The 25,379-nt window shown below is 67.8% G+C and carries 22 protein-coding genes and 1 tRNA gene; 11 read left to right on the plus strand and 12 right to left on the minus strand.

All coding sequences use genetic code 11. The annotated features are described in order from the left end of the window. Nucleotides 1–21: 21 nt before the first annotated feature. Nucleotides 22–4,746, minus strand: coding sequence for a glutamate synthase large subunit (gene gltB, locus PKE75_RS04820; RefSeq protein WP_428979107.1), 4,725 nt, complete (start codon nucleotides 4,744–4,746; stop codon nucleotides 22–24). Between the two features lie 464 nt (nucleotides 4,747–5,210). Between gltB and PKE75_RS04825 the strand changes: the two genes are divergently transcribed. Continuing rightward, complete coding sequence (locus PKE75_RS04825; protein WP_271167560.1) at nucleotides 5,211–6,311, plus strand: threonine aldolase family protein; 1,101 nt, start codon at nucleotides 5,211–5,213, stop codon at nucleotides 6,309–6,311. Nucleotides 6,312–6,333: 22 nt separating this feature from the next. On the opposite strand, the gene PKE75_RS04830 is transcribed toward PKE75_RS04825, so the two are convergent. Beyond that, nucleotides 6,334–6,810 carry an Hsp20 family protein gene (locus tag PKE75_RS04830; protein WP_271167561.1) on the minus strand — a complete coding sequence of 159 codons (477 nt, stop codon included), beginning with the start codon at nucleotides 6,808–6,810 and terminating at the stop codon, nucleotides 6,334–6,336. Between the two features lie 203 nt (nucleotides 6,811–7,013). Here PKE75_RS04830 and PKE75_RS04835 point away from each other — a divergent pair, with 203 nt between their 5' ends. Then, nucleotides 7,014–8,012: an alpha/beta fold hydrolase gene (locus tag PKE75_RS04835; protein ID WP_271167562.1), complete on the plus strand. Its 999-nt coding sequence runs from the start codon at nucleotides 7,014–7,016 to the stop codon at nucleotides 8,010–8,012. Nucleotides 8,013–8,021: 9 nt separating this feature from the next. Here PKE75_RS04835 and PKE75_RS04840 read toward each other — a convergent pair whose 3' ends face one another. The 4 genes from PKE75_RS04840 to PKE75_RS04855 all read right to left on the minus strand — a co-directional run bounded on the left by PKE75_RS04840 (nucleotide 8,022) and on the right by PKE75_RS04855 (nucleotide 10,496). Next, nucleotides 8,022–8,444, minus strand: coding sequence for a DUF805 domain-containing protein (locus PKE75_RS04840; RefSeq protein ID WP_271167563.1), 423 nt, complete (start codon nucleotides 8,442–8,444; stop codon nucleotides 8,022–8,024). Nucleotides 8,445–8,459: 15 nt separating this feature from the next. Further along, complete coding sequence (gene hisN / locus PKE75_RS04845; protein ID WP_271167564.1) at nucleotides 8,460–9,245, minus strand: histidinol-phosphatase; 786 nt, start codon at nucleotides 9,243–9,245, stop codon at nucleotides 8,460–8,462. Between the two features lie 68 nt (nucleotides 9,246–9,313). After that, entirely contained in the window at nucleotides 9,314–9,445 is a 132-nt protein-coding gene (locus PKE75_RS04850) for a hypothetical protein (protein WP_271167565.1), read from the minus strand. A gap of 166 nt (nucleotides 9,446–9,611) precedes the next feature. Beyond that, on the minus strand, nucleotides 9,612–10,496 hold the full coding sequence (locus tag PKE75_RS04855) for an N-formylglutamate amidohydrolase (RefSeq protein ID WP_271167566.1): 885 nt from the start codon (nucleotides 10,494–10,496) through the stop codon (nucleotides 9,612–9,614). Between the two features lie 169 nt (nucleotides 10,497–10,665). Between PKE75_RS04855 and cpdR the strand changes: the two genes are divergently transcribed. The 4 genes from cpdR (at nucleotide 10,666) to PKE75_RS04875 (ending at nucleotide 12,282) form a co-directional block, all read left to right on the plus strand. After that, a complete protein-coding gene (gene cpdR / locus PKE75_RS04860) occupies nucleotides 10,666–11,031 on the plus strand; it encodes a cell cycle two-component system response regulator CpdR (RefSeq protein ID WP_271167658.1) in 366 nt (121 codons plus the stop codon). Nucleotides 11,032–11,073: 42 nt separating this feature from the next. Beyond that, a complete protein-coding gene (locus PKE75_RS04865) occupies nucleotides 11,074–11,238 on the plus strand; it encodes a hypothetical protein (RefSeq protein ID WP_271167567.1) in 165 nt (54 codons plus the stop codon). A gap of 113 nt (nucleotides 11,239–11,351) precedes the next feature. Next, a tRNA-Val gene (locus PKE75_RS04870) sits at nucleotides 11,352–11,426 on the plus strand. Between the two features lie 460 nt (nucleotides 11,427–11,886). Next, on the plus strand, nucleotides 11,887–12,282 hold the full coding sequence (locus tag PKE75_RS04875; protein ID WP_271167568.1) for a hypothetical protein: 396 nt from the start codon (nucleotides 11,887–11,889) through the stop codon (nucleotides 12,280–12,282). Between the two features lie 163 nt (nucleotides 12,283–12,445). Here PKE75_RS04875 and PKE75_RS04880 read toward each other — a convergent pair whose 3' ends face one another. From PKE75_RS04880 to PKE75_RS04890, 3 genes are read right to left on the minus strand one after another with little or no spacing between them, the layout of a single operon-like run. Continuing rightward, nucleotides 12,446–13,234, minus strand: coding sequence for an ABC transporter ATP-binding protein (locus PKE75_RS04880; RefSeq protein ID WP_271167569.1), 789 nt, complete (start codon nucleotides 13,232–13,234; stop codon nucleotides 12,446–12,448). Continuing rightward, on the minus strand, nucleotides 13,234–14,289 hold the full coding sequence (locus tag PKE75_RS04885) for a FecCD family ABC transporter permease (RefSeq protein WP_271167570.1): 1,056 nt from the start codon (nucleotides 14,287–14,289) through the stop codon (nucleotides 13,234–13,236). The genes PKE75_RS04880 and PKE75_RS04885 overlap by 1 nt, the downstream gene beginning before the upstream one ends. Continuing rightward, nucleotides 14,286–15,425, minus strand: a complete 1,140-nt coding sequence (locus tag PKE75_RS04890; RefSeq protein ID WP_271167571.1) for an ABC transporter substrate-binding protein — start codon at nucleotides 15,423–15,425, stop codon at nucleotides 14,286–14,288. The genes PKE75_RS04885 and PKE75_RS04890 overlap by 4 nt, the downstream gene beginning before the upstream one ends. A gap of 199 nt (nucleotides 15,426–15,624) precedes the next feature. On the opposite strand from PKE75_RS04890, the gene PKE75_RS04895 reads away from it, so the two are divergent. The 4 genes from PKE75_RS04895 (at nucleotide 15,625) to PKE75_RS04910 (ending at nucleotide 19,775) form a co-directional block, all read left to right on the plus strand. Beyond that, the gene (locus PKE75_RS04895; RefSeq protein WP_271167572.1) at nucleotides 15,625–17,907 is read left to right on the plus strand and encodes a TonB-dependent receptor; all 2,283 of its coding nucleotides are present in this window, start codon (nucleotides 15,625–15,627) and stop codon (nucleotides 17,905–17,907) included. 55 nt (nucleotides 17,908–17,962) lie between these two features. Next, on the plus strand, nucleotides 17,963–18,496 hold the full coding sequence (locus PKE75_RS04900) for a hypothetical protein (RefSeq protein WP_271167573.1): 534 nt from the start codon (nucleotides 17,963–17,965) through the stop codon (nucleotides 18,494–18,496). A 152-nt stretch (nucleotides 18,497–18,648) separates the two neighbouring features. Further along, nucleotides 18,649–19,107, plus strand: coding sequence for a hypothetical protein (locus PKE75_RS04905; RefSeq protein ID WP_271167574.1), 459 nt, complete (start codon nucleotides 18,649–18,651; stop codon nucleotides 19,105–19,107). After that, complete coding sequence (locus tag PKE75_RS04910) at nucleotides 19,104–19,775, plus strand: hypothetical protein (protein WP_271167575.1); 672 nt, start codon at nucleotides 19,104–19,106, stop codon at nucleotides 19,773–19,775. Before PKE75_RS04905 ends, PKE75_RS04910 begins: the two co-directional genes overlap by 4 nt. On the opposite strand, the gene PKE75_RS04915 is transcribed toward PKE75_RS04910, so the two are convergent. The 3 genes from PKE75_RS04915 to PKE75_RS04925 all read right to left on the minus strand — a co-directional run bounded on the left by PKE75_RS04915 (nucleotide 19,734) and on the right by PKE75_RS04925 (nucleotide 22,980). Next, nucleotides 19,734–20,087: a hypothetical protein gene (locus PKE75_RS04915; protein ID WP_271167576.1), complete on the minus strand. Its 354-nt coding sequence runs from the start codon at nucleotides 20,085–20,087 to the stop codon at nucleotides 19,734–19,736. The two genes, PKE75_RS04910 and PKE75_RS04915, sit on opposite strands and share 42 nt — an antisense overlap. Nucleotides 20,088–20,281: 194 nt before the next feature. Further along, nucleotides 20,282–22,081, minus strand: a complete 1,800-nt coding sequence (locus PKE75_RS04920) for a cation:proton antiporter domain-containing protein (RefSeq protein WP_271167577.1) — start codon at nucleotides 22,079–22,081, stop codon at nucleotides 20,282–20,284. Nucleotides 22,082–22,509: 428 nt separating this feature from the next. Further along, nucleotides 22,510–22,980 (minus strand): MerR family transcriptional regulator, encoded by a 471-nt coding sequence (locus tag PKE75_RS04925; RefSeq protein ID WP_271167578.1) that lies wholly within the window; start codon nucleotides 22,978–22,980, stop codon nucleotides 22,510–22,512. Between the two features lie 75 nt (nucleotides 22,981–23,055). On the opposite strand from PKE75_RS04925, the gene PKE75_RS04930 reads away from it, so the two are divergent. Further along, nucleotides 23,056–25,359, plus strand: coding sequence for a heavy metal translocating P-type ATPase (locus tag PKE75_RS04930; RefSeq protein ID WP_271167579.1), 2,304 nt, complete (start codon nucleotides 23,056–23,058; stop codon nucleotides 25,357–25,359). The last annotated feature ends 20 nt before the right edge of the window (nucleotides 25,360–25,379 follow it).

Raw genomic sequence — 25,379 nt, forward strand, 5'->3', positions numbered from 1 at the left:
ACGACGCTAGTCGACCGGAAATCATTCCGCCGCCTGCAACGTCCGTGCCTTCTCCATCTCGCGCAGCGCGCGGCGGTACTCGACCGGCATCACCTTGACGAACTTGTTCCGGTAGCCGGCCCAGTCGTCGAGGATCGCCTTGGCGCGCCCCGAGCCGGTGTGCGCAAGGTGCGCCGCGATCAGCTGGTGCAGCCGGTCCTCGTCGTGGCGCGTCATGTCGGGGTCGACATGGATGCGCCCCTTGAACTCGAGGTCGCCGCCATGGTGGTGGAGCTCCTCGAGAAGCTCCTCCTCCTCCGGCACCGGCTCGAGATCGACCATCGACAGGTTGCAGCGAGCGGCGAAGTCGCCGGCCTCGTCGAGCACATAGGCGACGCCGCCCGACATGCCGGCCGCGAAGTTGCGGCCGGTCTTGCCGAGCACCACGACGACGCCGCCGGTCATGTATTCGCAGCCGTGATCGCCCGCGCCCTCGACGACCGCGACGGCGCCGGAGTTGCGCACTGCGAAGCGCTCGCCCGCGACGCCGCGGAAATAGCACTCGCCCTCGATCGCGCCGTAGAGCACGGTGTTGCCGACGATGATCGACTCCTCCGCCACGATCCCGGCGTTCGCCGCCGGGCGCACGATGATCCGGCCGCCGGAAAGCCCCTTGCCGACATAGTCGTTGGCTTCGCCCGTCAGGTCGAAGGTCACACCCGCCGCGAGGAACGCGCCGAAGCTCTGGCCGGCGGTGCCGGTCAGCTTAACGGTGATGGTGTCGTCCGGCAGGCCCGAGCTGCCATGGGCCTTCGCGACCGCGCCGGACAGCATCGCCCCGACCGAGCGGTTGCGGCTGACGATGCGCCGCTCGATGACGACGGCCTCGCCGGTCTCGATCGCGGGGAGCGCGGCCTGGATCAGGTCGCGGTCGAGCACCGCCTCGAGGTGATGGTCCTGCGTCTCGGCGTGGCGGATAGCGACGTCGGCGCCGACCACCGGCTTGGCGAACAGCTTCGAGAAGTCGAGGCCGCGCGCCTTCCAATGGCCGATGGCTTCCCGCTTATCCAGAAGGTCGGAGCGCCCGATGACGTCGTCGAGCTTGGTGAAGCCCATCTCCGCCAGCAGCAGGCGCACCTCCTCCGCGACGAAGAACAGATAGTCGATGACGTTCTCGGGCGTGCCCTTGAAGCGCTTGCGCAGCACAGGGTCCTGCGTGGCGATGCCGACGGGGCAGGTGTTGAGGTGACACTTGCGCATCATCAGGCAGCCCGCCGCGATCAGCGGAGCGGTCGAGAAGCCGTATTCGTCGGCGCCGAGCAGGGCGCCCACCACGACGTCGCGGCCGGTCCTGAGCCCGCCGTCGACCTGCAGCCGCACGCGGCCGCGCAGCTTGTTCATGACGAGCGTCTGCTGGGTCTCGGCGAGGCCGGTCTCCCACGGGCCGCCGGCGTGCTTGAGCGAGGTCAGCGGGCTCGCGCCGGTGCCGCCCTCGAAGCCCGAGATCGTGATGTGGTCGGCGCGCGCCTTGGCGACGCCGGCCGCGACCGTGCCGACGCCGACCTCGGAGACCAGCTTGACCGAAACGCCGGCCTCGGGGTTCACGTTCTTCAGGTCGTAGATGAGCTGCGCGAGATCCTCGATCGAGTAGATATCGTGGTGCGGCGGCGGCGAAATCAGGCCGACGCCCGGCGTCGAGCGCCGAACCTTGGCGATCGCGGCGTCGACCTTGTGGCCGGGCAGCTGGCCGCCTTCGCCGGGCTTCGCCCCCTGCGCCACCTTGATCTGGATCATGTCGGCGTTGACGAGATACTCGGTCGTCACGCCGAAGCGGCCGGACGCGACCTGCTTGATCGCCGAGCGCTTCGAATCGCCGTTCGCCATCCGGACGAAGCGCTCGGGCTCCTCGCCGCCTTCGCCGGTGTTCGACTTGCCGCCGATCCGGTTCATGGCGATCGCAAGCGTCTCGTGCGCTTCGCGCGAGATCGATCCGAACGACATGGCCCCGGTGACGAAGCGCTTCACGATCTCGGAAGCCGGCTCGACGTCGTCGAGCGCCACCGCGTCGCGGCCGCGCTCCTCCGCGGTGCGGATGCGGAACAGGCCGCGCAGCGTCAGCAGCCGCTCGGACTGCTGATTGAGCTCCTGGGCGAAATCCTCGTACTTCGCGAAAGACCGCGTCCGGACTGCGTGCTGGAGATCGGCCACCGATTCCGGCGTCCAGGCGTGGTCCTCGCCGCGAATGCGGTAGCCGTACTCTCCGCCGACGTCGAGCGACGAGCGCAGCACCGGAACGTCCGCGAAGGCGAGCGTGTGGCGCCGCACGGTCTCCTCGGCGATCTCGGTCAGGCCGACGCCGCCGACGGGGGTCGCGGTGCCGGTGAAGAACCTGTCGACGAACTCCCTGGAGAGCCCGACCGCGTCGAAGATCTGCGCGCCGCAATAGGACTGGTAGGTCGAGATGCCCATCTTGGACATGACCTTGAGCAGGCCCTTGCCGATCGACTTGATGTAGCGCGTGCGCACTTCGGTCGCGTCGATGCGCTCGGGAAAGTCGAGCGCCTTGTGCATCGAGGCCAGCGTCTCGAAGGCGAGGTAGGGGTTGATCGCCTCCGCGCCATAGCCTGCGAGCACCGCGAAATGGTGCACCTCGCGCGGTTCGCCGCTCTCGACGACGAGGCCGACCGAGGTTCGTAGGCCCTTGCGGATCAGGTTGTGGTGCACGGCCGCGCAGGCGAGCGCAGCCGGGATCGCGATCCGGGTGGGGGAGACCAGCCGGTCCGACAGCACGACGATGTTGAAGCCGCCATGGACGGCGGCCTCGGCGCGCTCGCACAGCCGGTCGATCGCGTCGGCCATGCCGGTCGCACCCTTCTCGGCCGGATAGGTCGTGTCGAGGGTGCGGGTCTGGAAATGGCTTTCCGCCAGATCATCGATCGCACGGATCTTCTCCAGATCCTCGTTGGTGAGGATCGGCTGGCGCACCTCGAGCCGCTTCTTCTTCGAAGAGCCGTCGAGGTCGAACAGGTTCGGCCGCGGCCCGATGAACGACACGAGGCTCATCACGAGCTCTTCGCGGATCGGGTCGATCGGCGGGTTCGTCACCTGCGCGAAGTTCTGCTTGAAATAGGTGTAGAGCAGCTTCGACTTGAGCGAGAGCGCCGACAGCGGCGTGTCGGTGCCCATCGATCCGGTGGCTTCCTGCCCCGTGGTCGCCATCGGCGTCAGCAGGAGCTTGACGTCCTCCTGGGTGTAGCCGAACGCCTGCTGGCGATCGAGCAGGCTCGGCTCGCTGCGCGGCCGCGGCGGCGGCGCGTCGGGCAGGTCCTCGAGCACGAGCTGGGTCTTCTTCAGCCACTCCTTGTAGGGATTGGCGGCCGAAAGCTCGGACTTGATCTCCTCGTCGGAGACGATGCGGCCCTGCTCGAGGTCGATCAGCAACATGCGGCCGGGCTGCAGCCGCCACTTGCGGATGATCTTGTCCTCGGGAACGGTGAGCACGCCCATTTCGGACGCCATCACGACGAGGTCGTCGTCGGTCTGGAACCAGCGCGCGGGCCTGAGGCCGTTGCGGTCGAGCGTCGCCCCGATCTGGCGGCCGTCGGTGAAGGCGATCGCCGCCGGGCCGTCCCACGGCTCCATGATGGCGGCGTGGTACTCGTAGAAAGCGCGGCGCTGGTCGTCCATCAGCGGGTTGCCGGCCCAGGCCTCGGGCACGAGCATCATCACCGCATGGGTCAGCGAGTAGCCGCCCTGCACCAGGAATTCGAGCGCGTTGTCGAGGCAGGCGGTGTCGGACTGGCCTTCATAGCTGATCGGCCAGAGCTTCGAGATGTCGTTGCCGTAGAGTTCGCTGTCGACCGACGCCTGACGCGCCGCCATCCAGTTGACGTTGCCGCGCAGCGTGTTGATCTCGCCGTTGTGCGCGACCATCCGGTAGGGATGGCTGAGCGACCAGGTCGGGAAGGTGTTGGTCGAGAACCTCTGGTGGACGAGCGCGAGCGCGCTCTCGAACCGCTCGTCGCGAAGGTCCGGGTAATAGGCCGCGAGCTGGTCGGCGAGGAACATGCCCTTGTAGACGATCGTCCGGCAGGACAGCGACACCGGGTAGTAGCTCGAGCCGCGCGGATCCGCGCCATAGATCTCGTTCGAGACCACCTTGCGCAGGATGAACAGCTTGCGCTCGAAATCGTCCTCGCTCTCGATGCCGGCCGAGCGGGCGACGAAGACCTGCCACTGCGCGGGCTCGGTCGGCTTGACGCTTTCGCCGAGCGAGGAGTTGTCGGTCGGAACCTCGCGCCAGCCGAGGAAGGTCTGGCCTTCGGCCGCGATGACGCGCTCGAACGTCGCCTTGACGTGTGCGACGGTCTCCGGGTCGCGCGGGATGAAGACGTGGCCGACGGCGTAGCAGCCGGGCTCGGGCAGCGCGAAGCCGAGCCGCTCGGCTTCGGCGGCGAAGAACCTGTGCGGAATCTGCACCAGCATGCCGGCGCCGTCGCCGGCGCGCGGATCGGCGCCGACGGCGCCGCGATGTTCGAGGTTCTCGAGGATGCTGATGCCGTGCTCGATGATCTTGTGGCTCTTGCGGCCCTTCATGTCGCAGACGAAGCCGACGCCGCAGGAATCCTTCTCGTTGCGCGGATCGTAGAGACCCTGCGCCTCCGGAAGGCCGTCGAGCACAGTCAGCGCGCGGCCGGTAGCGGCCCCGCTCCGCTCCGCGCCGTCGAACGCGCCGTTCTCGATCATCTTCGTCATGGTCAGCTCCATGATCCCCGGAGGCCGCCCGCCCCCATAGACCGCTTGCATGGCCGGACGGCGCGCCTGATTCCCAGACGACCGAAGCCGCGGCGGCCAAGACCCCACAAGGAGCCCCACCACCGCGCCTCAAGCGCCGATTGAATTTCAGAACCGCGCCGTCACGCAAATGGACAGTCTTGCTGTCCTATCTGGTGATCCGGGACGTATCAGAAAAGGGTTGGCCGGTAAAGCGCCGACGTCAAGGGGCGGCGGCGAGGACGGGCGACGGACGCGAGGCGTTCGGGAGCGCTGGTCGCCGCCATGCTTTGCGCGCGGGGGTGACGGCGAGGGCGCGCTCTGGACATCATCGCCGGCGGTTGCGTATCGGGTCGTGAGCTCGCTTTACAACGCCCGTGACTTCGCAGCTTCGAATGATGGGCTCGATGCGCCGGCTTTTTGTCGCCGCACCATCGTCACCTTAGGATCGCCGCGTCATGAACCTCACCAGCGACAACATCGCGCCGGCCCATCATTCGGTGCTCTCCGCGCTCGGCGCCGTGAACGCCGGCTCGTCCGCGCCGTACGGAAAGGACGAGGTGACCGCTCAGGTCGAGGAGCTGCTCGCCGGGATATTCGAGTGCGAGGTCGGGGTGTTCCTCGTCACAACGGGGACCGCGTCTAACGCCCTGGCGCTGGCGCAGATGACGCCGCCGTGGGGCGCGATCATCGCCCATTCCGAAGCGCACGTGCTTCACGACGAGTGCGGGGCGCCGGAGTTCTTCAGCAATGGCGCGAAGATGGTCGGGCTGCCCGGGGTCGACGGCAAGATCACGGCGGACGGGCTGCGCGCCTTGCTCGCCCGCGATTATTGGACGCCGCCGACCCATGTCACGCCGTCCGCCGTCACGCTGTCGCAGGCGACCGAGGCGGGCACCGTCTACCGGCCGGGCGAGATCGCGGCGATCGCCGAGGTCGCCCGTGACCGCGGTCTGCGGGTGCACATGGACGGCGCGCGGTTCGCGAACGCGGTGGCGGCCGTCGGCGTGTCGCCCGCCGAGATGACATGGCGGGCCGGCGTCGAGGCGCTCTCCTTCGGATTCACCAAGAACGGCGCCATGGCGGCGGAGGCGGTCGTGCTGTTCGCGCCCGACCTCATCCGTAACCTCGCCGAGCGTCGCAAGCGGGGAGGGCACCTCTGGTCGAAGGGCCGCTTCATCGCGGCGCAGGCGGCGGCGCTGCTGGAGGACGGGCTGTGGCTGAAGCTCGCCCATCAGGCGAACGCGCAGGCCGCGCGGCTTGCGCTAGGCCTTGAGGCGCGGGGCCTGAAGACGGCGTTCCCAGTGGAGGCGAACGAGGTGTTCGCGCATCTGCCGGCCGCCACCCACGAAGCGCTGAAGGCGCAGGGGGTCGGCTACTATGTCTGGTCGAGCGATTCGATCGCCCCCCACCGTGCGGGCGGGGCCGACGAGGTGATCGCCCGCCTGATCTGCTCGTTCGCCACCGAGCCCCAGGAGATCGACGCCTTCCTGGCCGCGATCGACGGCGCCGGAGCGCAGAAAAAGGCGTCCCGGTCTCCCGGGACGCCCCTGTTCTAGGATCGGTCCGTCGAGAACCCGATCAGGCGGCCTGCGCCTGCGGCTCGACGACCTTGGCGTCGATCGCCTTCGCCGCGCCGGAGCCGATCGGAATCGAGCGCGGCTTCTTCGCTTCAGGCACCTCGCGGACGAGCTCGACATGGAGCAGGCCGTTCTCGAGGCTCGCGCCGGTCACCTGGACGTGGTCGGCGAGCTGGAAGCGTCGCTCGAAGGCGCGGGCGGCGATGCCCTGATGGAGCACCTCGCTCGTGCGCTCCTCTGCGGCCTTCTCGCCGCGCACGGTGAGCGCGCTCTCGCGCACCTCGATGTTGAGATCCTGCTCGCCGAAGCCGGCGACCGCTATGGTGATGCGGTAGGCGTTCTCGGCGGTGCGTTCGATGTTGTAGGGCGGGTACCCCGGAGCGGCGTTCTCCGAGTTCGCGGCTCCGTCGAGCAGCGCGAACAGGCGGTCGAAACCGACGGTCGAACGATAAAGCGGGGCGAGGTCGTAGCTGCGCATGTCATATCCTCCAAAGAGCGACACGATGTCGGCCCGCCATATGGCCGGGCCGTTTTCAAAGCCGTCGCAGCCGTTTTGGCCTGCGACGAAGCTGAGGTGGTGACGTGCCCGGCGGCGTTCAAGAGCGTGTTCGCGGATCGGAAACGCCCCGTCTGCTAAGACCGTCGGGCGGCCCTCGCGCCGCCTCGCCGAGGCCTGTTCCGATGCCGTCCACGCTGTTTCGACTGAACAGAATGCCGCCGCGTTCGGTGCGCGAGGGACTGGTCGCGGCGCCGGGCCTTGCGCTTCCGGCGGGCGCGAGATCCCGCACGCTGACCTCCGCCGACGGCGTGCTGTTGCGGTCGGCGTTCTGGAAGCCGGACGGCGCCGCGCGCGGCACGGTCTGCCTGTTCCACGGCCGCGTGGAGTTCATCGAAAAATACGGCGAGGTCATAGGCGACCTGCTGGCCCGGGGTTTCGCGGTCGCGACGCTCGATTTCCGTGGGCAGGGCGGCTCGCAGCGGCTGCTGTCGAACCCGCTGAAGGGTCATGTCCGCGATTTCGCCGAGTACCGCGCCGACGCCGAGGCGCTTATGCGTCAGGTCGTGCTCACCGACTGTCCGTCGCCTTACTTCGCGCTCGGCCATTCGATGTCGGCGCCCGTCATCCTGTCGCTCGCGGCCAGGCAGCCGCAGTGGTTCGAGCGCCTCGTGCTGGTCGGGCCGATGATAGGTCTGCCGCTCGCCCGCGCCGGCTTCATCGCGCGCGGCCTCGCGACCGGCCTCGGCGGCGTCGGCTTCGCCGGCGCCTTCATCCCAAGCGGAACCAACCGGGTGATGCCGCTCGGCGCCTTCGAAGGCAATCCGGTGACGTCGGATCCCGCGCGCTACGCGGTGGCCGCCGCCGTGATCACGGAAGCGCCGGAGCTTGCGATCGCCTCGCCGACCATCGGATGGGTCCATGCCGCCTTTCGGGCGATGACGGCGACGGCCTCCCCGGGCGCGCCCGAGTCGTTGCGGACCCCGACGTTGATCATGACGGCGGGCGACGACCGCATCGTCGACGCAGTCGCGAGCGAGCGCTTTGCGCGACGGGTCCGCGGCGGCGGCCATCTGCTGCTGCGCGGCGCGCGCCACGAGATCATGATGGAGCGCGACGAGATCCGCGATCTGTTCTGGGCGGCGTTCGACGCCTTCGTGCCCGGCCGGCGCGAACTGGCCTGAAGACCTGCGTCAGCGCGCCAGCGGGTCGGGGCCGTAGCGGTTCGGCCCGCGCGTGCCACGGGCGAAGCCGAGATAGACGAACAGCGTGAGGCTGACGACGCCGGCGAATACGGAGATCGAGATCGGCGCCAGGCTGAACTCCCCGGCGTAGGAGCCGACCGCCGCCGCGGCGCCGATGGCGAGGCCGACCCAGCCGTTGCGGCCGAGGTCATGGAAACGGCGAACGATCAGGGACGCGCCGGCGAACGCGCCGACGGCGAAGGCGGCGAGCGAGAACAGCAGCACGCCGAACGCGCCGTAGGGCTGACTGATCGCCGCCAGTCCGCCGAGGGCGGCGCATACCGCCGCTGCGGCGATCGATCGAGCCCAGTAGGTCAACCGGGGAAGGCGGCCCGAGAAGGACAGATAGTTCCGAGCGAGCCGCGAGAGCATTCGGATCGAACCGGTTTAGCGCCGCGCCAGGCGCTCGATCGCAGCGTCGTGCAGGCGCCTGTCGCCCGCGGCGACGATCCTCCCGCCGTTCGTCGCCGGCCCTCCGTCCCAGGTCGTGATGACGCCGCCGGCGCCTTCGACGATCGGAATCAGAGCGACGATGTCGAAGGGCTTCAGGTCGGCTTCGATGATCAGGTCGACATGGCCGGACGCGAGCATGGCGTAGGCGTAGCAGTCGGCGCTCCAGCGGGTCAGCTTGACCTCGCCTGCGACGCCGTCGAACGCATCGCGCTCGTCGCCCGTGAACATGGTGGGCGATGTCGACATCAGCATCGCGTCGCCGAGGGTCTTGCAGGGCCGCGTCCGCAGCGTCCGATCGCCGCCGCGCCCGCGATAGGTCGCGCTCATGCCGTCGCCGGAGAAGCGCTCGCCGATGAACGGCTGGTGCATCAGGCCGAAGCACGGCGCGCCGCCGCGCATCAGGCCGATCAGCGTGCCCCAGACCGGCATGCCCAGGATGAAAGAGCGGGTGCCGTCGATCGGATCGAGCACCCAAACGAACTCGGCGTCCTTCGACTCGTCGCCGAACTCCTCGCCGATCACGCCATGTTCGGGAAAGGTGTCGCGGATCAACGTCCGCATCACGCTCTCGCCGGCGCGGTCGGCGGCGGTGACCGGGTCGAACACCGCGCCGCGGCTCTTGTCCTCGACCCCGATCGAGGTGCGGAAGAAGGGAAGGATCGCCTCGCCGGAGGCGATCGCAAGGCGATCGACGAATGCTGCGAAATCAACGGCCGTCATGCGGATGAAGCTCCCGATCGCGACGCGATTCGGCGCAGACCCGCGCCGTGTATATGGCCGTTACCCCGTCATGCTGCGGCGCGCAAAAAAATCGCCGGATAATGCGACAGGCGGTCGCATCCGGCGATGATCGAGATTAGCACTTGCTTTTTGTGCGGCGCGGCCGCATCTTTTTGCAGCGCGGCATTGCGATCTTCCATCGCAGCGCCGCTGCCCTCCTTGGGCGTTTCCTCCCTAGACTTAAGGGCCGTTCGCTTTCGCGGGCGGCCCCTTTTTTTGGTCTTAGGTCCAGGCGACGGGACATTGTCCCCATCCCGACGGCATTGCAAGGATTTTCCTATCAGACGATAGGAGCAGGGTTGACGGCTACTCGGCGGCCAGCCGCGAGCCGCCGAGCGCCGCGAACGGCGCCGTCGCGATCTGCTCGACGAAGCGCGAGAGATTGGCCTGCAGGGTTGCGAAGCCCGCAGTCTTCGCATGGGTCTCCTCGTTCATGTAGAGCGCGCGGTTCACCTCGATCTGCAGCGCGTGGAAGCCGCTCGCCGGCGCGCCGTAATGCTCGGTGATGTAGCCGCCGGCGTAAGGCCTGTTGCGGACCACGACGAAGCCGAGGTCGCGCAGCGCCTGTTCGGCGAAATCGACGATCGCCGGCGAGCAGCTCGAGCCGTAGCGGTCGCCGAGCACCACGTCGGCGCGCGGCCGGTCGTCCCGAACGAGCCCGATGGACGGCATCGAGTGGCAGTCGATCAACACGGCGACCCCGTGCAGCCGGTGCGCGCGGGTGATCAGCCGCCGCAGCGTGCGGTGATAGGGCTTGTAAATGCACTCGATGCGGTCGAGCGCCTCCGCCACCGGCAGCCGGCCGCCATAGATCTCCTGCGCCTCGCCGACGATCCGCGCGATGGTGCCCAGTCCCCCGGCGACCCTGAGCGAGCGGGTGTTGGCGAAGGGCGGCAGACGCCCCTCGAACATGCGCGGGTCGAGCTCGTAGGGCTCGCGGTTGACGTCGAGGAAGGCGCGCGGGAAATGCGCGCGCATCAGCGGCGCGCCGCTCAGCGGGGCCGCGGCGAACAGTTCGTCGACATAGGCGTCCTCGGAGCGCCGCAAAGCCCGCGCGTCGAGCCGCGACGCGGCGAGGAAGCTCTCGGAATAGCGCGCTCCCGAATGCGGCGAGTTGAACGTCGCCGCGGCGGGATTGCCGCGCGGCTCGACGACCTCGAAAGCCGCTTCGTTCGTGTCCCTATCGTCCAACCACGACACCTTCCCGCAAAGGCGTTATCCCTGCCGCGAACCCGATTGTTGCCCGCCTGCAAGCCTCGTGTCCATCGCCGCCGCGGCGGAAACGATCTGTTTACCAAAGCGCCGCCTTATGGAATGAATCTCAGTCGTCGCGCGACCAGCCAGGCTTCCCGGACCCGTGATCCCCACCTCAAAAATCCTCCTCGCCGAAGACGACGACGACATGCGTCGCTTCCTCGTGCGCGCGCTCGAAAATGCGGGCCACACCGTGGTCTCCTTCGACAACGGGCTTTCCGCCTATCACAGGTTGCGCGAAGAGCCGTTCGAACTGCTTCTGACGGATATCGTGATGCCGGAGATGGACGGCATAGAGCTCGCGCGGCGCGCGACCCAGCTCGATCCCGACATCAAGGTGATGTTCATCACGGGCTTCGCCGCCGTCGCGCTGAACCCTGATTCGCAGACCCCCAAGGACGCTAAGATCCTGTCAAAGCCGTTCCACCTGCGCGAGCTGGTGACTGAAGTCGACAAGCTGCTGGCGGCCTGAGCGATCCCGCAGCTGACGGCCCGCGACCTCGTTCCGCCGGCTTTGCTGGTCGCGGCGCTGCTGGCCTGGGCCACGGGCGCGCTCGACCGGATCGGCCTCGAGGGGGCGGGCGAAGGGCTCGGAATCGGCGCCGCGGTCTGCGCGCCGCTCTGGCTGCTCAGCCTCTATCGCCGCAGCCGCGGCGGCCGCCGGAACGGCGAGCCCTGATAGGCCGCCGCGCTTGCCAGCCGTCCGGCTATCCGATATAGCCGCGCACTCTTCGGGGGCTGTCCCGCAGCCTCCCGATCACTGAAAATGCGCGGGCCTCAAGCCTTCGCTACGGGCGTGTAGCTCAGCGGGAGAGCACTACCTTGACATGGTAGGGGTCACAGGTTCGATCCCTGTCACGCCCACCACTCATTCTTCAGGGGTTTCCGGATTTTCCGGAGACCCCTTTTTCTTTTGGCGCCGAAGAGGCCGCGAAAACCCGTCGTCAGCCGGCCGCGCCTGCCGCCGGACCTCGGGATGACGACGGCCGTGGACGTCCAGCAGGACTTGGGCGACACGCCGAAGCGCCCTGCGGCGTCCGTGATCGGCGCGCCGCGCCGCATCGCCAAGAGTCCGCTCGCCGCGCCAGTGCGCGAGATGCCGAATCGGATGGGCGGCGGGCCCGGACTCGGCCGCCTTCGCGAGTGGTCCGCGCGGCGCGCCGGGCGTTTTCTTCGCCGTTCCGAGATTAACGCTGCGCGTAGCGGATACGGCTCTCTCGCGCGCTTTGCCCTTTCATCTTCGGCCCGACGCGCAATATGCCTCGTCACGAATGAACGCCGTCGGATGCGCTTGCGCGACCTCCCGATGGCTGACCAAAGGTGTGTCATGAACAAGCTTTCCAACCTTATCCTCGCCGGCGCCTGCTCGCTCGGAATGGCGTTCAGCGCTATCCCGGCCGAAGCGGCCTCCGGCGCTCCCGCGACGATAGCCGGCGTTCCGATGGATCAGATCCAGACGGTCGATCACCGGCGCGGCGGCGGTCGCGGCGGCCATGGCGGTTGGGGAAACCATGGCGGCGGCCGCCACCACGGCGGCTGGGGCGGAGATCGCCATCGCGGCTATTACGGTCGCGGCTATGGCGGACATCACCGCAGCCACACCGGCCGCTATGTCGCCGCCGGCGTCCTCGGTCTGGCCGCAGGCGCAGCGATCGCGGGCAGCAACCGCGGCCATAACTGCCGGTACGTTCGGAATGGTCGGGCTTACTATCGTCCCTGCTGATATCTGGCGAAGGACCCTGCGCCGCTCGATCCCGGATCGGGCGGCGCCTTCTGTCCGGGCCTCGCGCCTCACGTCCATCGTGAGATGCGCGGCTCAGGCGCACGGCTGAATAGGTCGTCGCGAAGCTGCGGCGGGTCGAGGTGACGGCGCGGCCTCCACGGCGCTATTCGGGGACGCCCGCGAAGGTGGCCGCCGCGGATGTCTTCCGCAGATGGTGGAGGGGCACGATCGCGAAGGCGGAGGGGTCCTCTCCCGTGAGCGCGACGCGCCGCACCGGGACGCCATACATGCGCGCGAGATTGGTCTCGTCGACGACCGTTTCCGCGGGGCCTTCGACATGGATGCCGTCCGGAAACAGCAGCAGAGCCCGGTGGGCGACGGCGAGCGCGTGCTCGGGATGGTGCGTCGTGAACAGGATCGAGAGCCTTCGCTCGCGCGAGAGCCTGCCCATCAGACGCAGCACGACCCCCTGATTGGCGAGATCCAGCGCCGAGGTCGGTTCGTCGAGGACGAGCGTTGCCGGATCGCTGGCGAGCGCGCGGGCGAGCAGCACGAGTTGTCGCTGACCACCGCTGAGCCGATCGTAGCGCTGCCCGGCGATCGAGGAGAGGCCGACCTCATCGAGACACTCCTGGGCGCGCGCCGTATCCCTGCGAGCTGGAGCCTCGAAGCGCCCGAGGAAACGGCTGCGGCCGAGCAGGACCATGTCCAGAGCCGTGAGGCCCTGATCGGCGGCCAACGCCTGCGGAACATAGCCGACCGCATCTGACCCGATCCGTTCGCCCTCCCGCGGCGCCAGCGTGCCGCACAGGACGCGCAGCAGCGTCGTCTTGCCCGTTCCGTTAGGACCGAGGATCGCGGTGATCTGCGACTGCGCCGGGGCGAGGGAGAGGCGCCGGAACAGCCAGCGCGAGGGCTGGAACGAGTGGCCTACGTCCCGAAGCGCGATCATCACGCCGCGCCCGCCGCGTTCCGGCGCAGCAGATAGGCGAAGACCGGAGTGCCGACGATCGCCGTGACGATGCCGACCGGGATCTCCGCGGGCGTCAAGTCGCGCGCCAGCGTGTCCGCGATCACGAGGAAGGTCGCCCCCATCAGGGCGGCGACGGGCAGCAGACGGCGATGGTCGGCTCCCACGATCATTCGGGCGAGATTCGGAATGACGAGCCCCACCCAGCCGATCGTGCCGCTGACGGCGACCTGAGCGGATATCGCGAGGCAGGCGGCCGCGAGCAGCACCAGCCGGTCGCGGACCGGATCCACGCCCAGCGTGCGCGCCTCCTCGTCGCCGAGGGCGAGCACGTTGACGCGCCAGCGCATGCCCAGCATCACGATCCCGGCCAGCGCGGTGCACCCGACGACCAGGCCGAGCTTGGGCCAGGTCGCGGAGGCGAAGCTGCCGAGCAGCCAGAACACGACGCCGGGCAGCTTGGTCTCGGGATCGGCGACATAAGTCACGAGGCCGACCAGCGCGCCGCAGAAGGCGCTCACCACCACTCCTGCAAGCACGAGCGTGAGAACCGGCGAGAGGCCGTCGCTGCGGTGGATGGCGAGCACGGCGGCGAGCGCCAGCGCGGCCCCTGCGAAGGCGCCGAACTGGACGCTCAGGCCGAAGTCGAGGAACAGGATCGCGGTCACTCCGCCGAGCGCGGCTCCGGACGCGGCGCCGATCGTCTGCGGGCCGACGAGCGGATTGCGGAAAAGTCCCTGCAGAACCGCGCCGCTCAGCGAGAGACCGGCGCCGGCGGCCGCCGCCGTCAGCACGCGTGGCAGCCGCACGACCTCGACCACGATCCGCTCCGTCGGAGACCAGACCGGCGAGACCTCGGCGATCCGCGCCGCCAGGATCGCGAGCACATGGTCGATCGGCACCGGATAGCGTCCGGCCGTCACGGACCAGAGAAGCGCCGCAATCAGCGCCGCGAACAACGCGACGACGAGGGTCGCCTGCCGCGTCCCGCCGACCGCCGGCGCGGTCCCTCCGGAGACGAGCCCGCCTTGGCTCATCGCGTCAAATACCGTTCGTAGCCGGCCGAGGTGCGATTTTCCTTCGCGAACAGGACGCCGTCGATCTCGTCGTCGCTCAGGGCGTGGCCGTAGAGGAAATCGAACCAGCCGCGCATCGCGCCGCGCAGATCTTTCGCCGGACCTCCGGGATGGAGCAAACCGGCCAGCCAGATCCAGGTCAGGGCCGACTCCTGGCTAGGCGGATCCCAGCGATAGCCGCCGAGCGGCATCCGGTAAACGCGCCGCGACCTGACGGCCTCGACGTCCTGCCAGCGGGGATCGGCGTAAAGATCGGCCGGCATGACCGTGTCGAAATTGCCGAGCAGAACGACCTGCGGGTTCCAGGCGAGGATCTGCTCGATGTTGACCGTCGCGGACGACGGACCGCCAGCGGCGACGTTCGCGCCGCCCGTCAGCCGGATGTAGAAGTCGTTGTACGAGCCGCGACCCGAGGCGCGATAGGCGTCGGAGGCGCGGGCGAGATAGAGCACGCGCGGTCTGCGGGCGTCGTCGAGGCCGGCGAAAGCCGCCTTCATGCTCTCGAGTTCGCGGCCCTGCCGCTCGTTCAACTCGCGCGCCCGCGCCTCCTGGCCGGCGACGAGCCCCATCATCCCGATATAACCCGCCATGTCTTCCTGCGAGCCATAGCGCATGCCGAGCGCCTTGAGGCCCACGCGCTCCAGCGAGGCCAGCGCGTCGTCGCCGGCGGCCGCCCATGCGAAGACGGCGTCGGGGCGCAGCGCCAGAATGCTCTCGACGTTTGGCGCGGTTCCCGCCCCCAGGGTGATGTTCGTCGCGATGCGCGCGTAGCCCGGGAACAGCTTGCCGAGGACGCCGTCCCGCATTGCCGCCGCGGAGGCCGCGTTCATGCCCGCGACGCCGCGCTCGCCTCTGTTGATGGCGATATAGGTTGAGGCGGCCGGCATGGGCAGGAAAACGGCGCGTTCGGCCGGCTTTTCGAAGATGAAGCTTGCGCCGCGTTGGTCGGTCACTTCGACCGCGCGCGCGGGAACGCTCGCCGCTGCTGCGAGCGCGAGCGCGAGGGCGAACCGGCGGGGCGGCCGCCTGCACGGCGTGGCCTCGATCGTGGGGCGTTTCAGCGCCGCCTGCAGGCCAAGCGTCATGTCGCGTGTCATCCAGAAAGCCGGTCGCCATCGCGCGGCGACCGGAAGAAGCCGTTCTGTGTGAGTCCAATGTGCGCAAGTCCACAAGAGCGATAATGACGCAGCCAGCATGTTGTAATTATTCTAGTTAAATATACTTGGAATACGCTTGCTCTGTATATCGAGTATGCATAAGAAATCAGGCGCGTGATCGCCCCTGGAACACTGTATTATGCACAACTGCACATTGAAATATTTTGATATTGCCGACGATCTGGCGAGGACGTCGTGTAAAGGTGACGGGCGTCGTGTGGTGATTTTGAGGTGTTCGGCCTCGTTGTTCGCTCTCACGACGGCTTTGTCGCTGCCCGGGCCGGCTCTGGCGCAGAGCGCGACGTCGGCCGAGACCGTCGAGCTTCCGGCGATCGAAGTGTCGGGCGAGCGGAAGAGTGAGCGCGATTCTCTGCAGCCGCGCGGCGGCAGTCTTCCGCAGCCGCAGACTCTCAATCGCCAGATCACGCAGAGCGCCACCGTGGTCGACCGGGCCCAGATTGAGCAGACGTCTCCAACCGGCCTGCTCGACATCCTCGCCACGGTGCCCGGAATCTCGGTGGCGCGGGCGGGAGGCATCGGCGGCCAGATTTATCTGCGGGGGTTCAGCTCGAACAATTTTCGCTCGCCGCTCTTTGTGGACGGCCAGCGCTTCCGCGGCCGCAACACCCTGCAGCTCAACTATTTCTCGCCCGGTGAGATCGAGCGGGTCGAGGTGATCCGAGGGCCTGCCTCCGTGCTCTACGGCAGCGAGGCGCTGACCGGTCTCGTCAATATCGTGACCCGCACTCCCAGCGGCGATCCGAGCGGCCCCTTCCGGATCACGCATGGCGGCTCTTCGGCCAGCTTCGGCACCGCCGCAAAATCGGTGGCGACGGACAACTGGATCGAGGGCGCGGGCGGCGGCTTCGACTATCTTGCGAGCGTCAGCGGCCGCTGGGGCGACGATTACCACACGCCGCTCGGCAAGGCGCCCAACAGCGACTACAAGAGCCTCGGCGGCAGCCTGAAGCTGGGATACACGCCCACCGCCGGACAGCGGTTCGAACTCGCGTTGCGCCACTACACCGAGGAGGACGGCCGCGCCGGCGGCGTCGGCGGGGCTCCCGGAGCGCCCTACCTGAAAGTCAGGCAGAGCCCGAACGACGTCACGATGGGCCGGCTGTCCTACACCGGCGAATTCGACGGGCCGGTCAAGAAGGTCGAGGCGTCAGTCTACGCAAACTACTACGACACCACGCTCAAGACGAACAGCAACACGATCAACGCCGATGGGATCACGACGCGCCACGTCTCTTCCGGAAGTCATGTCATCGGCCCGCTCGTGTTCGGCGGCCGCGCGGTTGGAACGATCCCGTGGAGCTTCGGAATCGGCGACGTCAAGACGCTGATTGGCGTCGACGCCTTCAAAGAAAATCGCCCGGGGTCCAAGGGTTGGTCACGCGTAACCACGTTTGATCCGGGGACCGGCGCGACGACCGGCGTCACCTTCTCGGGCAAGGCCAAGAACGGGCCGGATACGACGCAGGCCAACGCCGGCGTCTTCATGCTGAACGAATGGACGCCCGTGGAGCCGCTGACGCTCTCCGCTGGCCTGCGCTACGACTGGTTCCACACCACGTCCGAACTCTCGCCGCTGCCGGCTTCGGTCCGGCCCGCCTTCGTCGGCAACAACACGACCGACGGCCACGCGCCGACTGGAAGCATAGGCGCTGTATTCCGTATCCTACCCAACGTCGATCTTCTCGCCAGCGTGGCGACATCCTTCAGAGAGCCGACGAACTCCGAGATGTACGCCTTTTCGGCGACGACGATTCCCAATCCTTCGCTGAAGCCCGAGAAGGGTTTGACCTATGAAGGCGGCGTCCGCTTCCACACCGACGACGCGGAACTGAAGGTCACGGCGTTCGACAGCCATTACAGGAACTTTCTCCAGACCATCGCGGTCAGTTACAATGGAGTCTCGGGCTTCACCCAAAGCCAGAACATCGGCAAGGCGGAAGTCAGGGGCATCGAGGCCGAGGGAACCTGGCAGGCGACCCGGACCATCAACCTCTTCGCCTCGCTTACCTATTTGCACGGCGACAACAAGACTGCCGGCACGCCGCTTCCATTCCTTGCGCCTTGGCGCGGCCGGGTCGGCGCGCAGTACGCCGCGCCCGACGCGTCCTATTCGGTCATGGCGGTGGTCGACTGGGCGACGCGCAAAACACGCATCGTCCCCGCTCAGGAATTCGAAACGGCAGGCTATGCGGTTCCGAAGGTATATACGACGCTGAATCTCGGAAATATCGTCTCCCCGCAGCTCGGAGACACCAAGCTTATCCTCGGCGTGGAAAATGTATTCGATAAAAAATACGCCGATGCATCGACATTCGTGAACGTAGCCTATGATCGGAGCCTGACCAATCCGCTGATCGAGGTCGGCAGGAACTTCACCTTCAAGCTGCAGCACACGTTTTGACGAGCCGACGGTCCGGCTGCCGGAACGGAACCCCGCCCGCCTGGAGAAACGACAGGTGACGACGTTCCCGCCGGTCAGCTCCGTTATCACGATCCAGGGCGAGGAGGAGCCGATCGCAATCGGCTTCTCGGCGGTGGCCGCCTATCACGGTCAGGCAGCGCTCGCGATGCTCGCCGTGACGTTCCAGGCCCTGAAGACGGCGATCGCCCTGCTGTCGCCTGAAGCGCCGCCGCGCCGCGACGATATTTCGATCGTCAGCGGCCATCCCGGACCGGGGGTGCGCGACGCGTTTGAATTCGTCGCGCGGGCCGTGACGCGCGGCGCTTATGCGGTCGACCGTTCGCTGCCGGAGGCGCGGCTCGCGCCGGGCTTCGATATCTCCTACAGCTTCCGCATCACGATCGGCGGCAGAACGGCCGAGCTCGCCCTCCGGTCCGACGCTCTGCCGGAGCGCTTCTTCTCCCTCAACTTCACGCCCGACCGCAGCACAGACGAAAACGCTGAACTGAGCCGGCTGAAACGCGCCATCGCGGCCGACGTTCTCGCCGGGCCGGCCCACGCTCTCTTCGACGTCAGGATCGTGTCCTGATCCGGCCCGCTCTCTATTTCACCTTCGGGCATCCCGACGGCTCCGGGGAAGCTCTGGCGAACCGCGAGGAAGCCCGCGGGCTGATCGAGCGCCGCAGTCTCTACGACTTCGACGAGACCGATCTCGACCGCTATCGCGCGCTGCTGATCGGCATGCACGCCGACCAGCGCTTCCTGGCCAGCCGAGCCGAACGGATCGCGTCTTTCCTCGACGCCGGCGGCACGGTCGTCGCCAACGGCCACGTCGCCTATCCTTTCCTGCCCGGGATCGACTCCGCGAGAACGTCGCCGAACTCCCGACTGGACGATCTGCGCATCCTGAGGCTCGCGTCCCACCCGATCTGGGAGGGCGTCTCCGGAGAGGACCTGACCTTCCGGAAGGGCGTCGCGGGCTTTTACGGGCGCGCCTGGCACGAGCCGCCGCCAGGCGCGCTCGTCGTCAACGCCGTCGGTGCGCCGGAGCGCGCGCTCGACATCCTCTATCCCGTCGGCCATGGGCGCGTCCTGCTCCATGGCGGCAACGACCTCTGGCAGTTCGGCGCGATGGACTCGACGGCGCGCCTCGCGCCGCAGTTTCTGGAATGGCTGCTCGCGCCGGAGGACAGGTCGTGAAGCTCGCCGTGCTCGACGGAGGCGCCTTCTACCATCACGCGACCATCTACGGCCCGCGCTATCGAGACCTGTTCGACCGGCCGATCTACATGCGCGACCTGACGCCCGACGACCTCACCGACGTGGGAGTCCTGATCGTGCCGGATCGGATCAACCCCGACGTGCTGAGGGCGAAAAAGGACGTCCTCACGAACTTTCTCGATCGGGGCCGGACGCTCATCGCGCTCGGCGAGAACCAGGTCGAGACCTGGCTGCCGGGGGTCGGCTGGTCGCCCCGCCCGACGAATTTCTGGTGGTGGCTCGACGAGAACGCGGAGCCCGAGCAGCGCCTTGTCGAGCCGGCGCATGAGTTGTTTGTAGCCGTGCCTTTCGCCGACGCCATCTGGCACTACCATGGCGTGTTGACGCCGCCGGCGGGAGCCCGAACGCTGATCGACGTGCCCGCCGATCCCGAAGGCCGCGACGAAGGCGGAGCGCTGCTCTATGACGACCAGGCGAGCTTCGCGGGTCGGGCGATCGTCTCGACGCTGGACCCCTTCTATCATCACGGCAGCAGCTTCATGCCGGCGACGACGCGCTTCCTCGATGGCTTCCTGCCCTGGGCCCAGAGGCTCGCGTCAGCGGTCTCAGAAATTCCCGGCGCCGGCGCCGAAGATGAACTTGCCTGACGTCCCGTCGTCGAGCGTGAACGTCCCCTGTCCGCTCGAGCCGCTGGAATCGCGCTTGGCGACGATGGTCCCCTTGCGGCCGTTGCTGCAGGCGACCTGAGCCCTGATGTTCGGATCGACCGGCCGCGTGTCGAACACGCCGTCGCATTTGATCTTGCCGTCGGTAAAGGTGAACCGAGATCCAGGCTTCGCGCCTGGCGCCGCGGAGCCGGTGAACACATGATTCTCGCCGCTGATCGCAACAAGCGGAATGGACGATGCGCAGCCCGCCAGGAGCCCTGCAAGCACTACGGCGCTGAAACGAACCTTCACGGGCGCTCCCCTCCTCAATCACGCGATCCATGGCGCGGGCGGGCGCCCGCCCGCGCAGAAAACGCCCAGTAACACAAGGTCCGCCTCCGCCACACCTACGTTGCGGTCGCGGCCACGACGGGCGTCAGCGCGAACAGGCTGGCCGCCGCAGCAGCTTCGAGACTTGGACCGTTTTTCCCACGAACCGCGATACGTCACGGCGCGCGGTCGGCCTGCTGCGGCCGGATGGCGTTTCGGCGTCGCGCATTCTTTCCCTTCGCTCTGATCGCACCGCGAAACTCGTCCCGCTGCTCATGGATCGAGGCTATGACGCGACCCAGCGGGACGCCCAGCTCCACGAGCACGAGTTCCGAGAGGTGCAGGCTGGGTTCAACGTCAATCGGCACCGCGTCCGTCACGCCGAACCGATAGAGCCGCTTCGCCACGGCGAGATCCCGAGCGCGCGCGAAAATCGGCAGCGTGGCGTTCTCCGACCTGACGCCAGCGACGATCGCCTTCGCCGTCTCGGGGGATGTCGGCGTGACCACCAGGGCCCGGGCGTCTGACAGCCCGCAACACCGCAGCATCTCCGGGTTGGTGGCGTCGCCATAGAAAACGCGCGCTTCCGCTTGGCGCCGCGCCCGCCTGACGACGCGTATGTCGTCATCGATCGCGATGAAGGACACGCCATGGCGCGCGAGCATTCGAGCCACGAGGACACCTGTGCGGCCATAGCCAGCAATCACCACAGCCGCCTCCGCTCCGCCATCCGCCGGACCAAACACGGGCGCTTTCGTCTCCCCCGCCGTCCTCGCGAAATGGCGCTCCGCCAACGCCACGAGGAAGGGAATCGTCAGCATCGAGATGGTGACGGCGGCCGTCGCGGTCGCTGCGACGTCAGGCGGCAAAATGTGACCCGAGATCGGGGCGCTCAGGAGGACGAAGGCGAACTCGCCTCCGCCGGCGATGGTCAGGGCGGTCTCGCCTGCGGAAGCGCGGGACAGGCTGAAGCCTCTCGCCGCCAGGAACACCACGGTCGCTTTCGTAGCGATCAGTCCGATGGCGATCATGAGCGTGGCGGTCAGAGACGCGTAGACCCGCGCCAGATCCATCGTCGCTCCGACGGACAGGAAGAACAGCCCGAGCAGCAGGCCCTTGAAGGGATCGATCAGAGCTTCAATCTGGCGCCGGAACTCGGTCTCTGCGAGCAACAGGCCCGCGACGAACGCTCCAAGAGCCATCGATTGCCCGGCCGCAGCCGTGACGAAGCTGGTTCCCAGAATCACCAGCAGACAGGCCGCCATGAACAGCTCAGGGCTGCGCGCCGCGGCGACCCAGCCGAAGAGCGGCCGCAGCGCCAACTGGCCGAACGCCACCAGGGCGGCGACGGCGATCACCCCGGGGCCAAGCGTCTCGATCAGTCGAATCCCGACCGGTCCCTCTGAGCTCAGGAGGGAGACCATGAACAGCAGCGGCGCTACGGAAAGATCCTGGAACAGAAGTATGGCGAAGCTCGTGCGTCCGGCGACGGTCTGAAGACGCCCCCGCTCGGCCAATGTCGGCAGCGCGATCGCCGTCGAGGAAAGGGAGCCGGCGGCGCCGAGGACAACCGCGGACGAAGTGGGTTGGCCGAGAATATAGGCGAGTAGGCCGAGCGCGACGGAGCACGACAGAACCTGCAGGGCGCCGAGGCCGAACACCATTCGCCGCGCGAGCCAGAGCCGCGCTGCGGAAAGCTCCAGCCCCACCATGAACATGAGAAACACAACGCCGAGCTCCGCGAGCGCGCCGATGTCCTCCCCGTTGTTGATCGTGAAGGGAGCGATCCAGGGCGCTTCGCTTTCGAGCCCCCCGAGACCAAACGGGCCAAGAGCCAGTCCGGCCAGGAGAAATCCATGGACCGGACTCAATTTGAGCTGCTTGAAGAGCGGCACGACGACGCCGGCGACCGCTAGGAATACAAGAGTTTCGGAATAGTAGTGGCTGAAGTAGATTTCCACGGAATCCCCGTTCACTGCGACGGTCGGCGCCAATTCAAGGCTGAACTATGCGGACACGACGGCTGCGAAACTCGGCGTAGACGTCGTCCGTCTGATCTCCCGACGCCCCGGCTGAAGCGCGATTCTCGCCGTCTTCGGATGACCGCCGCGATATCCTCCGCCCTGTTCCCAACTGTTCTCAAGGAACCCATGTTCCGGATCAAAGGGGGCGGGTCATGGGCGCAGCCGAGCCGACAAGGGTAGGCGACCGCGGGTCGGCCGTCGACGGGGGGCGGCATGCGGGCGGCGATCCGAGAGACGCGATCAAAGCGTTGATCGCATAGCGGAAGCGGAGGCGAGGGCGCTCTTCACGCGCAGGACGTCGCTCGGCCCCGTCTTTAGGGGGCTACCCTTGTGACGTTCCCTGAGCAAAGATCCTCGGGGAGGCTCAGGATCAAGAGCCGTCAGAGAGCGGCCGTGGGATCCTCCGGCTCCGCGTGAAGGTGGCCGCACAGCGAATGGTCGCCTAGCACCTCGATCACACGGCACTCCCGGATCGAGCCGTGGCGGCAGTCCCCCAGCATGCGTTCCAGTTCGGTCTCGAGCGCCTTGAGCCTGACGATCCTCCTCTGGACCGCGACCAGCTGCTCCTTCGCGATGCGGTCCGCGTCGAAGCAGGATCGATCCGGATCGTCCGACAGCGCAAGCAATTCGCGGATCGCGTCGAGCGCGAATCCCAGTTCACGGGCGTGCCGGATGAAGGCGAGGCGCGTCGCGTGTCGGTCACCATAGGCCCGCTGGTTGCCGGCGGACCGCGCTGGCTCCGGCATCAGCCCGATCGACTCGTAATACCGTATCGTCGGAATCTTGGTTCCAGTCATGGCGGCCAGATCGCCGATCGACCGTCGCCCGGAGTCAGCTCGGTTCTTCGTCATCGAAATGCCTCTTGCAGCTCTAGCCGCTAGAGGTCGTATCACCGTCTCTCGAAATCAATCGCCGGGGAGGCGGACATGGATCGAGCGGCGACGCTCTCGACCGAGCGACATGTTTGGTTCCGGATCGAAGGCATGGATTGCGCGAGCTGCGCGGCGAAGATCGAGACGGTGGTCAAACGCCGTCCGGGAGTTCGCGACGTCGCGGTGAACGTGACCATGGGGCTGGTCGATGTGACGACCATCGCCGATGGACCCGACGACGGCCTCGCCGCATCGATCCGCGGCCTGGGCTTCGGCGTCCGTCCGGTCGCTCCGCAGACCGCGGTCGTCGCCCAGCCCGAGATCGGCGGCTGCTGTGCTCACGATCACGATCACAAGGACCATGGCGTTGGTCACGCCACGCACGATCATGAACCGGCGCAAGCCGGCGCGCCGGACCTTCACGCCGGGCATAACCATGCCGTGGATCCGGACGAGGGCAATGACGCCAAGCGCTGGTGGCAGAAGACGAAGGGCCGGCTTGTCCTGGCGCTTGCCGCGGTCCTTGGCGCTGCATGGCTGATGAGCCTGGCGGAGCCGGCCTATTCGCGCTGGATCTTCACGGCCGCCGCCTTGGTTGGCGTCGTCCCGTTCTCCAAGCGCGCCTTCACGATGGCTCGAGCGGGCTTCCCGTTCTCGATCGAGACGTTGATGTCGGTGGCCGCCATCGGCGCCCTCTTCGTCGGCGCGGCGGAGGAGGCCGCGGTCGTCGTGTTTCTGTTCGCGGTCGGAGAACTCATCGAGGGTATCGCAGCCGGCAGCGCCCGCTCCGGCATTCGCGGGCTCGCCAAACTGATGCCCAGCACGGCGGTGATCGAGGAGAACGGCGCTCTGCGTACGGTGGAGGCCGCCAGCCTGCGGCCTGAACAGACGCTCGTGGTGCGCGCCGGCGACCGGATCGCGACCGACGGCGACATCATCGACGGCACGTCCGACATTGATCAGTCGGCGATCACCGGAGAATCCGCGCCCGTGACGCGCGGCCCCGGCGACGCCGTGTTCGCCGGTAGCGTCAACGCCAATGCGACACTGAAGGTCAGGGTGACCCGCACTGTCGCGAACAACACGATCGCCCGCATTATCGATGAGGTGCAGAGCGCGCAGTCGAAGAAAGCGCCCACGGCGCGCTTCATCGACGACTTCAGCCGTTGGTACACGCCCGCTGCGATGGCGGCGGCGGGGGTCGTCGCGCTGGCGCCGCCGCTGCTGTTTGGCGGCGACTGGACGACCTGGGTCTATCGTTCGCTCGCGCTGCTGCTGATCGCCTGTCCCTGCGCGCTGGTGCTGTCCACCCCCGCCGCGATCGCATCCGGCATCGCCGCCGCCGCTCGGCGTGGGCTGCTGATCAAGAGCGGCGCTGCGCTCGAGGCCCTCGGACGCGTCAAGACCGTCGCGTTCGACAAGACCGGCACGCTGACCGCCGGCGAACCGCGCGTCACCGACGTGATCGCGCTTGGCGCAACCGAACCGGAGGTCGTCGGGCTCGCCGCCGCAGTCGAGAGCGCGTCGAGCCATCCGATCGGTCGCGCGATCCTCGATCGCGCCGAAGCGCTTGGCGTCGCCGTGGCGGAAGTCGCCGAGGCGGCGGCGGAGCCGGGGCGCGGCGTTTCCGGCCGTGTGGCGGGGCGGCTGATCCACGTGCTTGCGCCGCGCGCCGCCGGAAATCGGCTCGGCGCCGAGGCGTCGGCGCGCATCGCCGAGCTTGAAAGCGAGGGCAAGACCGTCGTCGTGGTGGCTGACGACGCCTCGGCGCTCGGCCTGATCGCCGTGCGCGACGAGCCGCGCTCCGACGCCGCCGCGGGACTCTCGGCGCTGAAGGCGATGGGCGTGCGGAGCCTGATGTTGACCGGCGACAACGCCCGCACTGCGGAGGCGATCGCCGGAGGGCTTGGGCTCGAGGCCCGCGCCGACCTCATGCCCGCGGACAAGCTCGCGGCAATCGAGGCGTTCAAGAAGGACGGCCCGATCGCGATGATCGGCGACGGCATCAATGACGCGCCGGCGCTGGCGGCGGCGAACGTCGGCGTCGCCATGGGCGGCGGCACGGAGGTGGCGCTGTCCACAGCAGACGCAGCATTGCTCGGAGGCCGTGTAACCGGCGTCGCCGACCTCATCTCCATCTCGCGGGCGACGCTCCGCAACATCCATCAGAACGTCGCGATCGCGCTCGGTCTGAAGGGTGTGTTCCTCATCACAAGCATCTTGGGCGTCACGTCGCTCTGGATGGCGATCCTGGCGGACACCGGCGCCACCGTCCTCGTCACGGCCAACGCGCTTCGGCTATTGGCGCTCGCAAAAGTTCCGGGAGATCGGCTCGACCGCAGTCGCACGCCGACATGACGCAGGGGGTGGAGCGAGGC

Origin of the sequence: Hansschlegelia plantiphila, from assembly GCF_027922265.1 — a bacterium.
GTDB lineage: Bacteria > Pseudomonadota > Alphaproteobacteria > Rhizobiales > Methylopilaceae > Methylopila > Methylopila plantiphila.

What these genes read in the sequence shown, in the direction of transcription:
- PKE75_RS04930 (WP_271167579.1), top strand. Translation starts at nt 23,056, where the DNA reads ATGGATCGAGCGGCGACGCTCTCGACCGAGCGACATGTTTGGTTCCGG.
- PKE75_RS04825 (WP_271167560.1), top strand. Translation starts at nt 5,211, where the DNA reads ATGAACCTCACCAGCGACAACATCGCGCCGGCCCATCATTCGGTGCTC.
- PKE75_RS04830 (WP_271167561.1), bottom strand. Translation starts at nt 6,810, where the DNA reads ATGCGCAGCTACGACCTCGCCCCGCTTTATCGTTCGACCGTCGGTTTC.
- PKE75_RS04875 (WP_271167568.1), top strand. Translation starts at nt 11,887, where the DNA reads ATGAACAAGCTTTCCAACCTTATCCTCGCCGGCGCCTGCTCGCTCGGA.
- PKE75_RS04835 (WP_271167562.1), top strand. Translation starts at nt 7,014, where the DNA reads ATGCCGTCCACGCTGTTTCGACTGAACAGAATGCCGCCGCGTTCGGTG.
- PKE75_RS04890 (WP_271167571.1), bottom strand. Translation starts at nt 15,425, where the DNA reads ATGACACGCGACATGACGCTTGGCCTGCAGGCGGCGCTGAAACGCCCC.
- gltB (WP_428979107.1), bottom strand. Translation starts at nt 4,746, where the DNA reads ATGGAGCTGACCATGACGAAGATGATCGAGAACGGCGCGTTCGACGGC.
- PKE75_RS04850 (WP_271167565.1), bottom strand. Translation starts at nt 9,445, where the DNA reads ATGGAAGATCGCAATGCCGCGCTGCAAAAAGATGCGGCCGCGCCGCAC.
- PKE75_RS04895 (WP_271167572.1), top strand. Translation starts at nt 15,625, where the DNA reads ATGCACAACTGCACATTGAAATATTTTGATATTGCCGACGATCTGGCG.
- hisN (WP_271167564.1), bottom strand. Translation starts at nt 9,245, where the DNA reads ATGACGGCCGTTGATTTCGCAGCATTCGTCGATCGCCTTGCGATCGCC.
- PKE75_RS04840 (WP_271167563.1), bottom strand. Translation starts at nt 8,444, where the DNA reads ATGCTCTCGCGGCTCGCTCGGAACTATCTGTCCTTCTCGGGCCGCCTT.
- PKE75_RS04885 (WP_271167570.1), bottom strand. Translation starts at nt 14,289, where the DNA reads ATGAGCCAAGGCGGGCTCGTCTCCGGAGGGACCGCGCCGGCGGTCGGC.
- PKE75_RS04880 (WP_271167569.1), bottom strand. Translation starts at nt 13,234, where the DNA reads ATGATCGCGCTTCGGGACGTAGGCCACTCGTTCCAGCCCTCGCGCTGG.
- PKE75_RS04925 (WP_271167578.1), bottom strand. Translation starts at nt 22,980, where the DNA reads ATGACGAAGAACCGAGCTGACTCCGGGCGACGGTCGATCGGCGATCTG.
- PKE75_RS04905 (WP_271167574.1), top strand. Translation starts at nt 18,649, where the DNA reads ATGCACGCCGACCAGCGCTTCCTGGCCAGCCGAGCCGAACGGATCGCG.